We start from the raw sequence: 16,057 nt of genomic DNA on the forward strand, positions 1-16,057 counted from the left end.
GACGCGGGTCTTAACCTGTGACGCTGCCCTGGGTGAGGCCGGCCACGATGTAGCGCTGGAGCGCTGCGAATACCACCAGGATCGGAACGATCACCAGCACGGCACCGGCCATCAGGATGCCCCAGCCGGAACCGTTGCCTTCCGAGTTCTGCAGCAGCGTCAGGCCCACAGGAAGGGTCATGGTCTCGGGCCGGTCGGTGATGATGAGGGGCCAGATGTAGTCGTTCCATTCGCTCACCACGGTGACCAGTGCCACGGTGGCGATGGACGGCACCGAAACCGGCACCACGATCCGCCAGAGGCGGCGCCAGTGGCCGGCGCCGTCGATCTCCGCCGATTCGAGGATCGACGCCGGCAGGGTCAGGAAGTGCTGGCGCAGCAGGAAGGTGCCGAACGCGGTCCCCAGGCCGGGGAGGATGATGCCCCACAGGGTGTTCTTTCCGCCCATCCCGGCGATGAGGATGTAGTTCGGCAGGATGGACACCTGCGGCGGGACCATCAGAGCCACGAGGATGAGCACGAAGATGGCGTTCTTGAAGGGGAAGCGGACGAACACCAGGGCGTAGGCGGTGAGAATGGCCAGCAGCACTTTGACGGTTGCGCCAACCACGGTGACGATGGTGCTGTTCAGGAAGAACCGGGCGAACGGCACCGTGGTCATGGCGATGTTGTAGTTTTCCAGGTTCAGGCTCTCCGGCAGGATCCTCAGGTCCATGGTGATGATCTCGCCGGGCAGCTTGAAGGAGCTGAGGATCATCCAGAGCAGCGGCAGGAACACCACCAGCGTGGCCAGGAGCAGCGGGACGTAACCGCCGGCAATGGTCTGGACAATATTGGCGCGGGACAGCGGCCGGTGTGTGCTCATGAGTAGTGCACCTTCCGTTCGACAAAGCGCAGCTGCAACACCGTGATGATCAGCAGGATGGCGAAGAGCACCACCGAGATAGCTGCCGAGTACCCGGCCCGGTTGTACGCGCCGAACGCCTGCAGGTAGGCCTCGTAGATCAGCGTGCTGGTGCCGTTGCCCAGCGGCGTCATGATCCTGATGAGGTCGAACGCCTGCAGTGAGCTGAGCATGGTGGTGATCAGCAGGAAGAACGTGGTGGGGGAGAGCAGAGGCACGGACATGCTCAGGAAGCGCCGGAATCCGTTGGCGCCGTCCAGCGAAGCAGCCTCCATGACGTCCTGCGGGAGCGACTGCAGCCCGGCCAGGTACACCACGGCGCAGTACCCCAGGTTCTTCCAGACGTACACAATGATCACCATGACCAGCGAGAGCTGCGGATCGTTGATCCACTGCGGGCTCTGCTGGCCCAGCCCGCGGAGGACCCAGGCGAGTACGCCGTAGCCGGGATCGAAGATGAACAGCCACACGAGGCCGACCCCCACGCCGCTGAGGACATACGGGGCAAAGACGGCGGACCGCGCAAAGGTGGTGCCGCGGACTTTCGAGTTCAGGGCCAGCGCGATCAGCAGCCCCAGCACCATGGAGCCGCCCACAGTGACCAGCGTGAACACCGCGGTGGTGCCCAGCACCTTGGCGGCGTCTGCGCTGGTGAAGAAGGTGACGTAGTTGTCCAGCCCCACTACCGTGGCCGAAGCCGATCCCAGCGTCCAGTCCAGGGTGGAGTAGTACACGTTGTTGAGGAGCGGGAGGTACGTGAACACCCCGATCAGCACAAGGTTGGGGAGGGCCAGGGCCAGGAAAACGAAGAAGTCCCGGCGCGTCCTGCCGGACCATTTGGCGCGGCGTCGCAGCGCCGGACCGGCTTCCGCGACGGCGGGCGGCCTGTCAGTCAGTTGTCGTGTCATTCGGTCTCTAACGGATCCGGGCCTGCGCGTGACTGGCCAGTGGGCGTGGGGATTTAGCTTCACTTCACCACATGGTTGGTGGGCAGAATCCCGCACAAGCCCTCGTCAGAGGATTGTTAGTCGAGGCTTCCTTGCCCGTTAACGCTGTGTTGCTTGCAGTATTACATAACGTTTGTTTTGGCAGCCGGAGTTGCCTCCGCGGGTCGCGGAACGCGTGGGAGCGGACACTCATTTCCTGTGCAGGGCGCACAATGGAGCCATGGGAGCGATTACCGATGTCACTGGGATCCGGGTTGGCCACGTCCAAAGATCAGGAACTGTCCAGGAGTCCGACGGCGGTGTCCCCAACGACGCCGGCTGGCTCACCGGGGTCACCGTGGTGCTGCCGCCGCCCGGAACGGTCGGTTCCGTGGATGTCCGCGGCGGCGGCCCGGCGACCTCCGAAACGGACGCCCTGGATCCCACCACGCTCTCGCAGCGGGTGGACGCCGTGGTGCTCACCGGCGGCAGCGCCTACGGACTGGTCACAGCGCGCGGTGCCCAGCGCTGGTGCGAGGAAAACGGCCGGGGCTTCCCGGTGCCCGGAGGCCTCGTGCCGATCGTCCCCGCTGCGGCCATCTTCGACCTCGGCCGCGGCGGCGACTTCGCTTCCCGCCCGGACGAGGAGATGGGCTACGCGGCAACTGCCGCCGCTGCCGCCCAACCGGAAGGCCACGACGTCGAACGCGGCAACGTGGGAGCCGGCACCGGAGCGGTACTCGGCCGGGGGACGTACAAGGGGGGAGTCGGGACGGCGTCCATCACCCTGGAGAACCGCATCGTGGTGGGTGCGATCGCCGTGGTCAATGCCGTGGGGATGCCTGTTGGCCGGCCGCTGGTTGAGCCCGCCGAAACCGGGGCGGCGGATTTCTACAAGCTAAGACAGCGGGATGCCCAGCTGCCGCCCCTGAACACAACCCTGGTCGTCGTCGCTACCAATGCCGTCCTCAGCAAGGCCGACTGTAAGCGGACGGCGTCTGCTGCCCATGCCGGACTGGCCCGGGCGCTGAATCCGAGCCATACCTTGGCCGATGGGGACACCGTGTTCTGCCTGGCAACGGGCGCCGTCGAGCTGGAGAGCATCGAGACTCCCAGGCAGTTCAGCCTCATCGCGCTGCAGAGCGCGGCGGCCGACGTCGTGACTGAAGCCATCCTGGACGGCATCTCCCGGGCCGCGGGCATCACAACCCCGGCGGGGGAATATGCTGCGTACGGCCCGGTAGTGCGCTACCATGGTCCGATTTAACATTCCTGCCGAGATGGCGTAGTGTTGTCTGTTGGTTGTCTGCCCTGTTTGCGCCCTTTTGCGGTCGGAAGGCAGAAACCAATCAATCAAAAACGTTCGTGGCCATGTCCGGTGCAATCCGGCAGGGCTGCGGCAACAACAGTTAGCGGAGGGTATGGCCAAGAAGGACGGGGTCATTGAGATCGAAGGCGTTGTGACTGAGGCGCTGCCTAACGCGATGTTTCGCGTTGAGCTGACCAACAAGCACATCGTACTCGCGCACATCTCAGGCAAGATGCGCCAGCACTACATCAGGATTCTCCCTGAGGACCGGGTAGTGGTGGAACTGAGCCCTTATGACCTCACTCGGGGTCGTATCGTCTACCGCTACAAGTAAATTCTGGGCGGCCTCAGCTTGAGCTGACGGCTGCTCCAGTTGACCAACTGCCACACGCAAAGGAACGCCATGAAGGTCAAGCCGAGCGTCAAGCAGATCTGCGAAAAGTGCAAAGTGATCCGCCGTAATGGCCGGGTCATGGTGATCTGCGAGAACCCGCGCCACAAGCAGCGCCAGGGCTAATTTCCCTCCTGAGGGAAATCCTGGGTTGCTAACCCACGCAAGTAAATAAAGGCAGCACAAGCTGAATTGGGACGTATGAGCCCGGACAGCTAACCCCCGGTCGGAGGCTGGGGCCGCACAGAATGTGCGGGTGTACTGCCTACGACCTCCGGTTTATTCAAGGAGCACTGCCACTATGGCTCGTCTCGCTGGCGTAGACATTCCCCGCGAAAAGCGGTTGGAAATTGCGCTTACTTACATCTACGGCGTGGGCAAGACCCGTGCACACGAAACCCTGGCTGCCACTGGCATCAGCGCTGACGTCCGCGTTAAGGACCTCACTGATACCCAGCTGGTTGAGCTGCGTGACTACATTGAAGGCAACTACAAGGTTGAGGGTGACCTTCGCCGCGAAGTAGCAGCTGATATCCGCCGCAAGGTCGAAATCGGCAGCTACGAAGGTATTCGCCATCGCAAGGGCCTGCCAGTGCGCGGACAGCGTACGAAGACGAACGCACGTACCCGCAAGGGTCCGAAGCGCACCGTTGCAGGCAAGAAGAAGGCTCGTTAAATCCCTCGGGATTGACTCGTCTTCCCCCAATAACTTTCTGTAGGAGAAAAAATGCCCCCGAAGACTCGTGGCGCGGTTCGCAAGCCGCGTAAGAAGGACAAGAAGAATATCGCGCTGGGCCAGGCGCACATCAAGAGCACTTTTAACAACACCATCGTGTCCATCACGGACCCGAACGGCGCTGTTATCTCTTGGGCTTCCTCAGGTGAGGTTGGCTTCAAGGGCTCACGCAAGTCCACCCCGTTCGCAGCCCAGATGGCTGCCGAAGCTGCTGCCAAGCGTGCGCAGGAGCACGGCATGCGCAAGGTTGACGTATTCGTCAAGGGACCGGGATCAGGACGCGAGACCGCAATCCGTTCACTGCAGGCCGCTGGCCTCGAGGTTGGGTCCATCCAGGACGTAACCCCCAGCGCGCACAACGGCTGCCGTCCGCCGAAGCGCCGCCGCGTCTAAGACGTTTCCAGCAGCAGGAGCTTGCCCGGACCTTCACGGGTCCGGGCAAGCCCAGCCGCGTTAAGTCTTCAGACCAAATTTCCACCACCTGTGTTGCGTCATATAGCGGATGCTCGCCGAAAGGAAACCTAAGTGCTCATTGCACAGCGCCCCACCCTCTCTGAAGAGGTCGTCTCCGATAACCGCTCCCGTTTCATTATTGAACCGCTGGAGCCGGGCTTTGGATACACTCTCGGAAACTCCCTCCGCCGTACCCTGCTCTCCTCCATCCCGGGCGCTGCTGTAACCAGCATCCGGATCGATGGCGTGCTGCACGAGTTCACCACGGTTCCGGGTGTCAAGGAAGATGTCACCGAGATCATCCTGAACATCAAGAACCTGTCGGTTTCCTCCGAGCACGACGAGCCGGTTGTTGCTTACCTGCGCAAGCAGGGCCCGGGAGTCGTCACCGCCGCGGACATCGCTCCGCCGGCCGGCGTCGAATTCCACAACCCGGATCTGCACATTGCCACGCTGAACTCGAAGGGCAAGTTCGAACTCGAACTGACCATCGAGCGCGGCCGCGGCTACGTTTCGGCAGCTCAGAACAAGTCCGGCGATTCCGAGATCGGCCGCATTCCGGTCGACTCGATCTACTCGCCGGTGCTGAAGGTTACTTTCCGCGTGGAAGCTACCCGTGTTGAGCAGCGCACTGACTTCGACAAGCTGATTGTCGACGTCGAGACCAAGCAGGCAATCGCCCCGCGCGATGCCGTTGCTTCGGCAGGCACCACCCTGGTGGAGCTGTTCGGTCTGGCCCGCGAGCTGAACACCGCAGCTGAAGGTATCGAGATTGGCCCGTCGCCGACGGACGCTGCCCTGGCAGCTGACATGGCCCTGCCGATCGAGGATCTGGACCTCACCGTCCGTTCCTACAACTGCCTCAAGCGTGAGGGCATCCACACCGTGGGTGAACTCGTTGCCCGCTCCGAGGCCGACCTGATGGACATCCGTAACTTCGGTGCGAAGTCCATCGACGAGGTCAAGGCCAAGCTGGTTGAACTGGGTCTGTCCCTCAAGGACTCCCCTCCCGGTTTCGACCTGGCAGCACGCGCCGCAGCCATCGAAGAGGACGACGCCGCGTTCAGCGACGACGAGCTCTAACAAGCAGATCTTGGCCGGCTGGCTGGATGCACCATGGTGTGCGCAGCCCACCGGCTTCCATATGAGGAGAAACAATTATGCCTACCCCCACTAAGGGTCCGCGCCTCGGAGGCGGCCCGGCTCACGAGCGTCTTATGCTCGCGAACCTGGCTGCAGCACTGTTCGAGCACAAGCGGATCACCACCACGGTGACCAAGGCCAAGCGCCTGAAGCCGTACGCAGAGCGTCTGGTGACTTTCGCCAAGCGCGGCGACCTCGCTTCCCGCCGTCGTGTACTCGGCCTGATCAGCAACAAGGGCGTCGTCCACGAGCTGTTCACCGACATTGCACAGGCAGTGGAGAACCGCGAAGGCGGCTACACCCGCATCACCAAGATCGGCAACCGCAAGGGCGACAACGCTCCCATGGCTGTCATCGAACTGGTTCTTGAGCCGGTTTCCGCAAAGCAGGCCGTTGTAGCCGAGGCTACCGCTGCCGCTAAGCGCGATGCGGACAAGGCTGCCCCGGCCGCCGAGGAAGCTCCTGCACCTGTTGCAGAAGAAGAGGTCGCTGAGACCGAAGCTGCTCCGGAAGCTGAAGCTGCTGCAACCGAAGAGGCCCCGGCCGCTGAGGAAGCCGCTGCAGAGGAAAAGGACGCGAAGTAATTCGCTAAATTCTTCGCATAGACTTAAGTCTATGAACCACCAGAAACCCGCTGCCCCCGTTTTGGGGGGCGGCGGGTTTTTGCGTATCCGATTGGATGTGGCGTACGACGGCGGCCCGTTCAGCGGGTGGGCCGTGCAGCCCGGCCTCAGGACAGTCCAGGGAGTACTGGAAGAGGCGCTGGCGCTGCTGGTGAGGCGCAAGGTGCGGGTGACCGTCGCGGGCCGGACCGATGCCGGAGTGCATGCCCGCGGCCAGGTGGTCCACCTGGACCTCACCGACGTGGAGTGGCTCGGACTGAACCGTGGTGTGGAACTGGACCCCGCCGTCGCCCTCCTGCGGCGCCTGCGCGGGGCGCTCAGCCGGGGGCTGGGGGACCTCACCGGAGCCATCGAAGTCCACCGTGTCACCGTGGCCCCGGAGGGGTTCGATGCGCGGTTCTCGGCGCTGTGGCGCCGGTACAGCTACCGCATTGCGGATGGTCCGGCACTTTGGGATCCGCTGGGCAGGTACTCCACGCTTTGGCACAGGGAACAGCTCGATGTGTCGCGCCTCAATGAAGGGGCGTCCAAGCTGCTCGGCCTGCAGAACTTCCGTTCCTACTGCAAGCCGCGGGAGGGATCCACCACCATCCGGGAGCTGCAGCGGTTTGAGTTCGCACGGGGGACCGACGGCGTCATCGTTGCCACCGTCCAGGCCGACGCGTTCTGCCACAACATGGTGCGTGCCCTGGTGGGCTCGGCCCTGTATGTGGGAGAGGGAGTAGAGAAACCCGGTTGGCTCTACGAGCGGCTGCTTGAGCAGAAGCGGGACGCGAAGTCCGTGCTGTCCGCGCCGCACCCGCTGGTGCTCGAGGAAGTCGCGTATCCATCGGACGGCGAGCTGCTGGCCCGTGCTGAACTGACGCGGGCGCAGCGGAAGTAGGGTGCGCGGCCGCTCGGGCGTGCCTAGAAGGACGGGGCGTGCCCGTCGGCCGGCAGGGACACCGTAAAAGTGCTGCCTTCGCCTGGCCGGCTTACACAGGAAATGCCGCCCCCGTGACGCTCAACGATCGCCTTGGTGATGGACAACCCAAGTCCCACGCCGGGGATGCCAGCCTCGAGTGCGGCCGGGCTACGGTAGAACCGGGTGAAGACCTTGGCGGTGTCCGCCGCGGTCATGCCCATTCCGGCATCCTCCACCTGAAGGCGGATCAGGCCATCCTCGGCCCGCGCCGAAACCTTCACCGTTCCGCCGTCGGGGGAGTACTTGATTGCGTTCGAAACCAGGTTGTCCAGTGCCTGGCCGATCCGGAGCGGGTCAACGTGCGCCCATAACGGCACGGGAACGTCCATCAGCAGTGAGACCTTCGTTGTTTCGGCGTGGGCCCGGGCCGACCCGAGGGACGCCTCAACCACGCCGGCGAGGTCCGTTCTGCGTGGGTGCACATGCAAAGCCTCGGACGCCGAAACCAAGAGATCGGAAACCAGGGTGAGGAGCCGTTCAGTGTTGCGTTGCGCCACCTCAAGCCGCTGGACAACCAACGGCGGAAGCCCTTGGTCTCCGTCGAGCACAAGGTCCAGGTTCCCAATCACTGAATTCAGGGGAGTTCGAAGCTCGTGGGAGACGTTCGAAAGGAAATCATCTTTTGCCGAAATGGCTTCTACCAGCCCGGTGACGTCATTGAAGACGAGTACCGCGCCGTCGAACTCGCCGTCGTCGTTCTTGAGGGGACGCGCCGCGGTGGATACAGCCCGCTGTTGCGTGCCTTCACCTAACCAAACTTGGTAGTCGGCAAAGGTTTCGCCGTGGGCAGCGCGGGCTTCAGGGCGGCGGTCCAGTGGAACCGGCGTCTTTCGGTCATGGCCGGAGACCATTAGCAGCGACTCTTGGGAGCGTCCCGGCAGACCCTCGGGACTTGCGGTCACCTCAAAGAGGGACTGCTGGTGGTTGGAAAGAAGGCGTTGGCCGTCGCCGCCGACAGCAATGATTCCGACGTCGACCGTTTCCAGGATGATGTTCAAGAGTCGCTCGCGCTCTTTGCTTTCTGCCAGGAGTGCCTGAAGCTCAATGTCTTTGGCTTCAAGTCTGCGTTGCTGAAGTCTCATATGAACGCTGGCAAAACGTATGGCGAGCGAAACGGCGAGCATCATCAAAGGCAAAAGCACAATGGACGTAACGTCGGCGGCCGTAATGTTCGGAATCTTTGAAAACAGGGTCGGCAATGCAATGAGCAACGGACCGAAGAAGCTGAGGATAAGGCTTGTCCTGGCTGAAATCGCCGAGGCGGAAAGCCAGATGACCGGAAATAGCGCCAGAACTCCCAGTCCCTGAAGATTTGCGGAGGCCCCGTTTCGGGTAAACCAGATGGCAACGAGGTCCAGCACCGGTATCAACAAGGGTGCATTGGGTCCCAGTTTCTCCCAAGGAACCAGCACGCAGGCTGCAAAAATAATGGCGTGAAGGACAAGGGCGGCCTGGAAGAGGCCGCTGGTCAGTACCCCCGCCCAAACGGCTGGCGCTGCGATGACCAGAGCAGCAATGAAAACTGTCAGGGGTGACTGGCAAAGAATGACCTGCGCCCGAGGCCGGAGGCCGCTGAAGTAGCGCTCCGCCTTTCGTGCCAGAAACCGCTCGCTCATTGTGCCACTCCTTACGTTGGGGCCAAATCGCTCGTTTCGCCTGCAGTGGCGGTTGGATGCGAGCAACGCTGCCCGCGATCTCCGACTTTCCAGAAGCAGAAGTTGCATTTGGTGTCATAGTAAACGAAGTGATGGGTGGGGTCATAGGGCAAAAAGTGATGACGATTTAGCTCCTGCGTTGTAACGTGAAATTGTGGTGGTGAATTTCGCATATGTGATGGGCATATTCGGACAATTCGTCAGGGTGGGGAGTCCATGGGTGATCTTGGGGTTGCAGTAGTTGTTGAGGATGACGAAGATGTGCGGAATCTATTGGAGGCCGTGCTGAGTCAGGCAGGGTTTGAGGTTTACTCAGCCGCGGACGGACGGAATGGAGTCGAGGTGGTTCGCGACCATGGCGCAAACGTCGTCACCCTGGATGTGGGCCTGCCCGACATCGATGGTTACGAGGTTCTCCGGCAAATCCGGCAGTTTAGCGACGCCTACGTAGTCATGCTGACAGGCAGGACAGAGGAACCGGACCTGCTAACGGCGCTACACTCCGGAGCCGACGATTACATCACCAAGCCGTTTCGGCCCTTGGAGCTGAGGGCGCGGGTAGCGGCAATGCTGCGCAGACCTCGGCCGCAGTCTCCACACGGGCGGACGCCTGCGCCGGTCCCGGCCCTGTCGCCTCCCACGAGGACCGCTGAGGAAGCGGTACTTGTGCATAATGGCTTGGCGCTGAATCGGAAGACCAGGTCAGTTGTTGTCCACGGAGACGCGCTACCCCTTACCCGAAGTGAGTTCGATCTTCTTCAGGAGCTGTTGCGGGTCGGTGGGGCTGTTTGCACGAAGACTGACCTGGTTCGCGTAGTCAGGGGCGAGGAAGATCGCGATGATACCTACGTCAGCGAATCCGATGAAAGGGCCGTTGAGGTCCATATCGGAAATCTCCGGCGGAAGCTGCACGAAGATCCCCAATCCCCACGATGGCTGCAGACTGTGCGCGGCGTGGGGTACAAGCTGACGCCGGCGGAGCATGAACGGCAGGAGATCCACGACCAGCGGTAGCTATTCATCCGCCAGGATGTAGGTGTCCCGAAGTTCCTTTACGGTCGCGCTCCCATGGAGTTCCACCGCGGCAATGAGGGCATGTCCTTTTTCGAGGTCTCCCTTTCGGATGAACTCTTCCAGCTGTTCCGCTAGCCGGGACAGCCGCAGGCCTCCGACCATGGCTGAAGCTATCTTCATACTTATGACCGCGTCCAGGGCACCAGCAGCATCCTGGCGATTCAGCGCGGCTGCCAGCTTCTGGTGGCGCTGGCTCCACAACGTCGCGTAGTCCCGTGCGAATTTCTGTGCAACGGCCGGATGCGCCAGCTGTTCTTCAAGGTCCTGCAGAACTGCGAGGTCCACGAGCGGAAGCTCAACGTCATCCCGATTTGATGCCGGGCCCGGGGCAGCCGTGGACTGTGAAGGTGCGGGGACAAAGCCCGCGCTTTCATCGCCGCTGAAGCTACCTGAGAGGGACATATGACAACGCTACTTCCTGAAACTGTCAATTCGCATGACTTCATCCAATCCTGTGGAAACCTTGCGGTTTCGCGGGCTGGGCGGGCGGACTGGCATGACGCATGGCGTCATTGACCGGCGAAGGTGTCAATTGTGTTGATCACCGCAGGGCCGAGAATCGCGATAAAAAGGACCGGAAAGATGAAGAACAGGAGCGGGAACAGGATCATGACCGGGAGCTTCATGGCCTTCTCCTCGGCGCGTTGCCGGCGCTTTACCCGCATGACCTTGGCCTGGATGCGGAGGACGCGGCTGATGGCGATGCCGTACGTGTCTGCCTGGACAATGGCTTGGACAAAGCTGCGGAGTTCCGGAATGTTCGTGCGTTCGGCAAGGGCGATGTAAGACTCCCTGCGGCTGCGCCCTACCTGCATGTCCTGCAGGGTGCGGACAAGCTCTTCGGAGAGGGGTCCTTTGCCGTTTTCTCCTGCCCGGGCCATGGCGCCCTCGAAGCCGAGGCCGGCTTCGACGGAAATGAGCATCTGGTCGAGGGTGTTCGCCAGTTCCAGCTGCATGGCTTTCTGCCGTTCCATGCCCTTGCTGTACAGGAGCAGGTCCGGGACGAAGTACCCAAGGAATAGCAGGAACAGGCCGGCCAGCTTGATCATCGGGCTGGGGCTGCTCATGCTGATGAGAATAAAAAGGGATGCCCCCACCAGCCCCAGGATGGGCTTTGCCGCCAGGATGCGCCCCAGAGGCCAGGCAGTGGGCCGGCCGGCCAGGGAGAGCAGCCGGTCGAGTTTGCGGACATATGCGGCCGGGGTCAGCCAGTAGCCGAATGTGTCCAGGAGGCTGCGCTGCCTGGATGCCGGTGCTTCGAGAGCACGCCTTCCCCTGGAGAGTATTTCGACTGTGGCGGCGCGGGACTTGCGGTCCACGGACAGGACGGACCAGGCGAGATAGCCAATGGGGAGGCACACCAGGAGGAGCGAGGAAAGCACTACGGGATTCATTGGTACCTCAGAACTTCAGATCGATGATCTTGCGCATCCACAGGCTGCCGATGGTCATGAGGACGGCCGACGCAGCCATCATGCCCCATCCAAGCGGATGCGTGAACATCGAATTCATATAGCCCGGGTTCACCATCATGAGCATGACCACGATCCCGAAGGGCATGGCAATCAGGATGTAGGCCGAGAACTTGCCTTCCGCCGCAAGCGCCTTGATGTGGCCCTTGATCTCGGAACGCTCCCGGATGGTTTCATTCACCTGATCGAGGACCTCCGCCAGGTTCCCGCCGACCTCGCGGTTGATCTGGATGGCCTGGGCGATCCAGACGAAATCCTCGTTCCGCATACGCTCGGACGTGTCGGTCAATGAGGCCAGCAGGTCTCGGCCCAGACTGGTCTCCGTGATGACCCGACGCATCTCTTCCGACGTCGGGCTTTGTGATTCGGTAGCCGCGGCGTCGATGGCACGGAGGATGCTGTGGCCCGCCCGCAGCCCGCCGGCCAGCAATTGGAGCGTGTCGCCGAGCTGCTGGTCGAATTTTGCCCGTCGTTTTCCGGCCAGGAAGCCCAGGACCAGGTGCCCTACAACAGGCGCCAGGATGACAAGGAGGACGGAGAGGACCGGCACGCCGATCACAAGGCCCACAAGGGCGCCTACGATGCCGCCGGCAATAACCAGGACGATGAACTCGGCCTGGCTGAGCCGGACGCCGGCGTTTTCCAGGGCATCTCGGCTGTAGAGGCGGACGTTCCTGACCGCCAGGAAGCGGCCGAGCGCCCCGACGGTGATGCCGGCCAGCCTGGTGAGTCGGGAGGGCGGGGCGGAGTCATATGGGCGGCGTCGGTTGAGGGCGATCTCGGGCGTTCCGGGTATCAGTATTGCCGCAGCCAAAAGGATTGGTGCCAGGAGGAGGAGCGCGGCTCCAACGGTCATGAGCATGGCCGCGCTCCTAGGCCTTTCCTTCGCCGGCGGGACCGGCGGGGGTGGCGAAGACCCCGGCCGAGACGTGGATCCCGAGGTCCTCGAAGCGATCGATGAACCGCGGACGGATCCCCGTGGCGACTGGCCGGCCAAGGAAGCGGCCGTGGGCATCGACGCCGGCGGAATAGTCGAAGACGAAGGCGTCCTGGAGGGTCACGATGTCGCCTTCCATTCCCTGCACCTCGGTCACGTGGGTAATGCGGCGGCTGCCATCACGCAACCGTGAAATCTGAACGATCAGGTTCACTGCGGACGCGATCTGTTCCCGGATGGCCCGCAGGGGCAGGTCCATTCCTGCCATAAGCACCAGCGTTTCAAGGCGGGCGACGGCGTCACGGGGCGAATTGGAGTGAACGGTGGACAGCGAGCCGTCGTGCCCGGTGTTCATGGCCTGGAGCATGTCCAGTGACTCGCCGCCGCGGACCTCGCCCACCACGATACGGTCGGGGCGCATACGCAGTGAGTTCCGGAGGAGCTCACGGATGGTCACCTCGCCTTTGCCTTCGGTATTGGGAGGACGGCTTTCCAGCCGGACCACATGATCCTGCTGGATCTGCAGCTCTACGGCATCCTCGATGGTGACAATCCGCTCGTCCGCCGGCAGGAAGGACGAGAGAACGTTCAGAAGCGTGGTCTTTCCAGTTCCCGTTCCGCCCGACACGATGATGTTGAGCTTGGCTTTCACGCAAGCATTCAGGAGCTCGGCCATTTCCGGAGTGAGGGTTCCGAAATCGATGAGGTTACGGACCGTCAGCGGCACCTTGCTGAATTTACGGATGGTCAGCGAAGATCCGCCGACGGCCAGGGGCGGAATCACCGCGTTGACACGGGAGCCATCCTCCAGCCGGGCATCCACCAGGGGAGAGGACTCGTCAATGCGGCGGCCAACCTTCGACACAATCCGCTCAATGACCTTCCGCAGGTGCTCCTCCGAGCTGAAGCGGGAGTCGGCCAGAGTGAGGTGGCCCTTGCGCTCCACATAGATTTGGTCCATCCGGTTGACCATGATTTCGGTGACGGCGGGGTCATCCAGCAGCCGCTGCAGGGGGCCGTAGCCCAGCACGTCGTCGGCGACGTCCTGGACCAGGCGGCTGCGCTCTTCCGCGGACAGCGGGACCTGCTCGGCGTCGATGATGCGCGTGAGCTCCTCACGGGCCGATGTCCGGAGCTCCTGCTCCGTGACCGCATTGTCGTTGAATCGGGACCCCATTCGCTCGAACAACGCGGTGGCTGCCCGCTCCTTTAGTGCGGCAAAGGCGTCCACGGGCTGTTGGGCTTTCGGTTTCACCTCGTCCGCGTGATCAGCCCCCGTTGAGGGAACGACGACGGCGGCAGGTTGCGCCGCCGTCGTACGCTTTTCAGTGCGAGGCGTTGCCCACGGTTCCGGCTGCCGGGTGGCCACGTCCGGCCGGTCCAGCTCGAGGGTTGCGGTGGAGCCCCCCGGGCGGTGTGACGGTGCGGGCGCCGGGTGTGTGCCTGCTTGGGTTTTTGCCTGCGCAGCATTGATGCGCTCTGAAAGTTTCATTTAGACCACTACCCTCCGGTGCAGTTTGCGTTGCGATTTAGCCCGTGATGCGGGGTTGAAGCGGTCGACGAGCTGGTTCAGGCCCTTGGTTGCCGGGTCCTTCACTGTTTGTTGGAGGACGGGTATGCCCCGGTTGGTGGAGAGCGCCACGGCCTTGGACCGCGGGATGCTCACGTCAATGGGGGCACCGATGGTTGACTCGAGGTCCTGGACTGTTAGCCCGAGCTTGGAATCCGCCATGTTCAGCACCACGTGCCGGGTCTCGGGCAGGATGTCCAGCTGGCGCAGGACGTCCAGCCCGGAGCGCAGGCCCCGGACGCTGGGTATGTCCATTCCGCTGACCCACACCACATCGGTGCACTGTTCCATGGCAGCGAGGCCGATTTCGGGCAGGCCCGGGGCTGTGTCCACCACGACGTACTGGAACTGTTCGGCAAGCTGTTCGAGCAGCCTGCTGACCTGGCCCGGGGTTATCTCGTCGGCGTCCACGGGGGTGGGCGGAGCGCAGACAGCGTAAATACTGGCCGGATGGACGGTGAGGAAGGCCTTCAGGACGAGTGAATCCTGGCTGGCAGCGGGGGAGACGGCGTCCGTGACGGTGTGTGCGGGGTCGAGGTACAGGGCAGAGGCGACGTCGCCGAACTGCAGGTCCAGGTCAACGATCACCACGCTCATTGGGGCGATTTTGCCCAGGCCGATGGCGATGTTGGTGGCAATGGTGGTTTTGCCTACTCCACCTTTGGGGGAGAAGACACCGATGACGAGCCCCTTGTTGGCTTCGGCGGCTGAGGGCGCTGCGTGCGCGCGGTACCGGCTCGCGAACGACTGGCTGGCGCGTTCCAGGAGGACCCTGATCTGCGCGGCATCGGCATCGGGGGAGAGGATGTCCCGGACGCCGGACCGCATGGCGTGCAGGATGAAGTCGGGATCCGGTTCAGTGGCCAGAATGACGCTGATCTCTGGAAACCGGACGTTCATGACTGTCGCGAGCCGCAGGGCTTCGTCGACGGGGACGCCCGGTCCCAGGACGAGGACCTCGGGCTGTTCTTGGTTGAGGCGGGCAAAAAGGTCGTTGGGGTCGCCGGGGAGCAGGCTGGTGAAGAAGGTCTGCACGCCGCCTTGGAGGCCGCCGGAAACGGCCTGGCGAAGACGGCCGTCGAAGGCGGCGTCGGGTGTGATGAGGACGAAGCGGCTCATTTGTAGACGTCCGGCCGGATCAAAACGCGTGGCCCGTTATCCTCGGCGTCGAGCGGTTCCCGAGTCAGCCAGATGGCATCGCCGAACTCAGATGCGAACACGATCTTGCCCGCGTTGATGTCGTTGACCGCCACGGTGATCATCAGGGATCCGGTGGGGAGGTTCACGTCCCGGGGGTCAGGTTCTGTTCCGGCGCTCGCCGACGGAGTGGGATTGGCGACTGCTCCCTCGGGGGCGCGCTGGACCGCGGTCACCAGCGCTTTGTGGATGGAAAGCTGGGTGGTCTCTTTGTCGGCCTTCGACTCGATACCGCCCACCTGCATGGAGATGAAGACGCCCACATGGTCGCCCGGCTCAAGGCGACCGCCGACGACGCGCTTCGGTTCCAGCTGGAAGGAGACTTCCTGAAGGCCCGCCGGCACCTTCACCGAGCCGGAGGTCTGGAGGTCTTCCGGGGCAATGAGCTTCTCTTCCAGCAGTTGCTCGCCGGGTACGAGGTCGGCGGCGGCCACCTTCCCGGTGGACGCGTCGAGAGTGTTCAGGGCGGATTTTGCGACGGCGGTTCCCGGCACTTGTTCCAGGGCGACCGATGCTTTCAGTGTGTCTACGGAAGACCCTGCCGGTACGGCTTTGGTGACCACGAGGACTCCCACCGGATCGAGGTCCTTGACTGCCCGCTGATCAGCCCCTTGGGCGTAGGTGACGACGAGGACCGCCCCGACAATGGCTAGGAGGACTGCCACCACTCCTGCCAACATGCGTGACTTCACTGGATGCTCCT

19 protein-coding genes are annotated in these 16,057 nt (G+C 62.8%); 10 read left to right on the plus strand and 9 right to left on the minus strand.

Features of this window, described 5'->3' with window-relative positions:
* Positions 1–10: 10 nt before the first annotated feature.
* On the minus strand, positions 11–865 hold the full coding sequence (locus J7I79_RS13255) for a carbohydrate ABC transporter permease (RefSeq protein WP_214953798.1): 855 nt from the start codon (positions 863–865) through the stop codon (positions 11–13).
* On the minus strand, positions 862–1,812 hold the full coding sequence (locus J7I79_RS13260; RefSeq protein ID WP_214953800.1) for a carbohydrate ABC transporter permease: 951 nt from the start codon (positions 1,810–1,812) through the stop codon (positions 862–864). The genes J7I79_RS13255 and J7I79_RS13260 overlap by 4 nt, the downstream gene beginning before the upstream one ends.
* A gap of 259 nt (positions 1,813–2,071) precedes the next feature.
* On the opposite strand from J7I79_RS13260, the gene J7I79_RS13265 reads away from it, so the two are divergent.
* The 8 genes from J7I79_RS13265 (at position 2,072) to truA (ending at position 7,368) form a co-directional block, all read left to right on the plus strand.
* Entirely contained in the window at positions 2,072–3,097 is a 1,026-nt protein-coding gene (locus tag J7I79_RS13265; protein WP_214953801.1) for a P1 family peptidase, read from the plus strand.
* 154 nt (positions 3,098–3,251) lie between these two features.
* Positions 3,252–3,473: a translation initiation factor IF-1 gene (gene infA / locus J7I79_RS13270; protein ID WP_009358723.1), complete on the plus strand. Its 222-nt coding sequence runs from the start codon at positions 3,252–3,254 to the stop codon at positions 3,471–3,473.
* Positions 3,474–3,542: 69 nt separating this feature from the next.
* Complete coding sequence (gene rpmJ / locus J7I79_RS13275) at positions 3,543–3,656, plus strand: 50S ribosomal protein L36 (protein ID WP_009358722.1); 114 nt, start codon at positions 3,543–3,545, stop codon at positions 3,654–3,656.
* 175 nt (positions 3,657–3,831) lie between these two features.
* Positions 3,832–4,206 carry a 30S ribosomal protein S13 gene (rpsM, locus tag J7I79_RS13280; protein ID WP_066293239.1) on the plus strand — a complete coding sequence of 125 codons (375 nt, stop codon included), beginning with the start codon at positions 3,832–3,834 and terminating at the stop codon, positions 4,204–4,206.
* Between the two features lie 51 nt (positions 4,207–4,257).
* The gene (rpsK, locus tag J7I79_RS13285) at positions 4,258–4,659 is read left to right on the plus strand and encodes a 30S ribosomal protein S11 (protein ID WP_018773682.1); all 402 of its coding nucleotides are present in this window, start codon (positions 4,258–4,260) and stop codon (positions 4,657–4,659) included.
* A gap of 132 nt (positions 4,660–4,791) precedes the next feature.
* Positions 4,792–5,802, plus strand: a complete 1,011-nt coding sequence (locus tag J7I79_RS13290) for a DNA-directed RNA polymerase subunit alpha (RefSeq protein WP_104172048.1) — start codon at positions 4,792–4,794, stop codon at positions 5,800–5,802.
* 77 nt (positions 5,803–5,879) lie between these two features.
* Entirely contained in the window at positions 5,880–6,446 is a 567-nt protein-coding gene (gene rplQ, locus J7I79_RS13295) for a 50S ribosomal protein L17 (protein ID WP_214953803.1), read from the plus strand.
* A gap of 31 nt (positions 6,447–6,477) precedes the next feature.
* Positions 6,478–7,368 carry a tRNA pseudouridine(38-40) synthase TruA gene (gene truA, locus J7I79_RS13300; RefSeq protein ID WP_214953805.1) on the plus strand — a complete coding sequence of 297 codons (891 nt, stop codon included), beginning with the start codon at positions 6,478–6,480 and terminating at the stop codon, positions 7,366–7,368.
* A gap of 23 nt (positions 7,369–7,391) precedes the next feature.
* Here truA and J7I79_RS13305 read toward each other — a convergent pair whose 3' ends face one another.
* Positions 7,392–8,531, minus strand: coding sequence for a PAS domain-containing sensor histidine kinase (locus tag J7I79_RS13305; protein WP_311380575.1), 1,140 nt, complete (start codon positions 8,529–8,531; stop codon positions 7,392–7,394).
* 19 nt (positions 8,532–8,550) lie between these two features.
* On the opposite strand from J7I79_RS13305, the gene J7I79_RS24775 reads away from it, so the two are divergent.
* Together J7I79_RS24775 and J7I79_RS13310 are read left to right on the plus strand one after the other, a co-directional pair.
* A complete protein-coding gene (locus J7I79_RS24775) occupies positions 8,551–8,757 on the plus strand; it encodes a hypothetical protein (RefSeq protein WP_311380576.1) in 207 nt (68 codons plus the stop codon).
* A 563-nt stretch (positions 8,758–9,320) separates the two neighbouring features.
* Entirely contained in the window at positions 9,321–10,118 is a 798-nt protein-coding gene (locus tag J7I79_RS13310) for a response regulator transcription factor (RefSeq protein ID WP_214953808.1), read from the plus strand.
* Here J7I79_RS13310 and J7I79_RS13315 read toward each other — a convergent pair whose 3' ends face one another.
* The 6 genes from J7I79_RS13315 to J7I79_RS13340 form a co-directional block, all read right to left on the minus strand.
* The gene (locus J7I79_RS13315; protein WP_214953809.1) at positions 10,119–10,580 is read right to left on the minus strand and encodes an Hpt domain-containing protein; all 462 of its coding nucleotides are present in this window, start codon (positions 10,578–10,580) and stop codon (positions 10,119–10,121) included. It lies immediately after the preceding gene.
* Between the two features lie 107 nt (positions 10,581–10,687).
* The gene (locus J7I79_RS13320; protein ID WP_214953811.1) at positions 10,688–11,572 is read right to left on the minus strand and encodes a type II secretion system F family protein; all 885 of its coding nucleotides are present in this window, start codon (positions 11,570–11,572) and stop codon (positions 10,688–10,690) included.
* Positions 11,573–11,579: 7 nt separating this feature from the next.
* Entirely contained in the window at positions 11,580–12,512 is a 933-nt protein-coding gene (locus J7I79_RS13325; protein ID WP_214953813.1) for a type II secretion system F family protein, read from the minus strand.
* A gap of 10 nt (positions 12,513–12,522) precedes the next feature.
* Positions 12,523–14,079 (minus strand): CpaF family protein, encoded by a 1,557-nt coding sequence (locus tag J7I79_RS13330; protein WP_214953815.1) that lies wholly within the window; start codon positions 14,077–14,079, stop codon positions 12,523–12,525.
* Positions 14,080–15,276: an AAA family ATPase gene (locus J7I79_RS13335; protein WP_214953817.1), complete on the minus strand. Its 1,197-nt coding sequence runs from the start codon at positions 15,274–15,276 to the stop codon at positions 14,080–14,082.
* Complete coding sequence (locus J7I79_RS13340) at positions 15,273–16,046, minus strand: RcpC/CpaB family pilus assembly protein (RefSeq protein WP_214953820.1); 774 nt, start codon at positions 16,044–16,046, stop codon at positions 15,273–15,275. Before J7I79_RS13340 ends, J7I79_RS13335 begins: the two co-directional genes overlap by 4 nt.
* Positions 16,047–16,057 lie beyond the last annotated feature (11 nt).

The organism is Arthrobacter sp. ISL-69, assembly GCF_018613775.1.
Lineage (GTDB): Bacteria > Actinomycetota > Actinomycetes > Actinomycetales > Micrococcaceae > Arthrobacter.

What these genes read in the sequence shown, in the direction of transcription:
- J7I79_RS13255 (WP_214953798.1), bottom strand. Translation starts at nt 865, where the DNA reads ATGAGCACACACCGGCCGCTGTCCCGCGCCAATATTGTCCAGACCATT.
- J7I79_RS13260 (WP_214953800.1), bottom strand. Translation starts at nt 1,812, where the DNA reads ATGACACGACAACTGACTGACAGGCCGCCCGCCGTCGCGGAAGCCGGT.
- J7I79_RS13265 (WP_214953801.1), top strand. Translation starts at nt 2,072, where the DNA reads ATGGGAGCGATTACCGATGTCACTGGGATCCGGGTTGGCCACGTCCAA.
- infA (WP_009358723.1), top strand. Translation starts at nt 3,252, where the DNA reads ATGGCCAAGAAGGACGGGGTCATTGAGATCGAAGGCGTTGTGACTGAG.
- rpmJ (WP_009358722.1), top strand. Translation starts at nt 3,543, where the DNA reads ATGAAGGTCAAGCCGAGCGTCAAGCAGATCTGCGAAAAGTGCAAAGTG.
- rpsM (WP_066293239.1), top strand. Translation starts at nt 3,832, where the DNA reads ATGGCTCGTCTCGCTGGCGTAGACATTCCCCGCGAAAAGCGGTTGGAA.
- rpsK (WP_018773682.1), top strand. Translation starts at nt 4,258, where the DNA reads ATGCCCCCGAAGACTCGTGGCGCGGTTCGCAAGCCGCGTAAGAAGGAC.
- rplQ (WP_214953803.1), top strand. Translation starts at nt 5,880, where the DNA reads ATGCCTACCCCCACTAAGGGTCCGCGCCTCGGAGGCGGCCCGGCTCAC.
- truA (WP_214953805.1), top strand. Translation starts at nt 6,478, where the DNA reads ATGAACCACCAGAAACCCGCTGCCCCCGTTTTGGGGGGCGGCGGGTTT.
- J7I79_RS13305 (WP_311380575.1), bottom strand. Translation starts at nt 8,531, where the DNA reads ATGAGACTTCAGCAACGCAGACTTGAAGCCAAAGACATTGAGCTTCAG.
- J7I79_RS24775 (WP_311380576.1), top strand. Translation starts at nt 8,551, where the DNA reads ATGGCGAGCGAAACGGCGAGCATCATCAAAGGCAAAAGCACAATGGAC.
- J7I79_RS13310 (WP_214953808.1), top strand. Translation starts at nt 9,321, where the DNA reads ATGGGTGATCTTGGGGTTGCAGTAGTTGTTGAGGATGACGAAGATGTG.
- J7I79_RS13315 (WP_214953809.1), bottom strand. Translation starts at nt 10,580, where the DNA reads ATGTCCCTCTCAGGTAGCTTCAGCGGCGATGAAAGCGCGGGCTTTGTC.
- J7I79_RS13320 (WP_214953811.1), bottom strand. Translation starts at nt 11,572, where the DNA reads ATGAATCCCGTAGTGCTTTCCTCGCTCCTCCTGGTGTGCCTCCCCATT.
- J7I79_RS13325 (WP_214953813.1), bottom strand. Translation starts at nt 12,512, where the DNA reads ATGCTCATGACCGTTGGAGCCGCGCTCCTCCTCCTGGCACCAATCCTT.
- J7I79_RS13330 (WP_214953815.1), bottom strand. Translation starts at nt 14,079, where the DNA reads ATGAAACTTTCAGAGCGCATCAATGCTGCGCAGGCAAAAACCCAAGCA.
- J7I79_RS13335 (WP_214953817.1), bottom strand. Translation starts at nt 15,276, where the DNA reads ATGAGCCGCTTCGTCCTCATCACACCCGACGCCGCCTTCGACGGCCGT.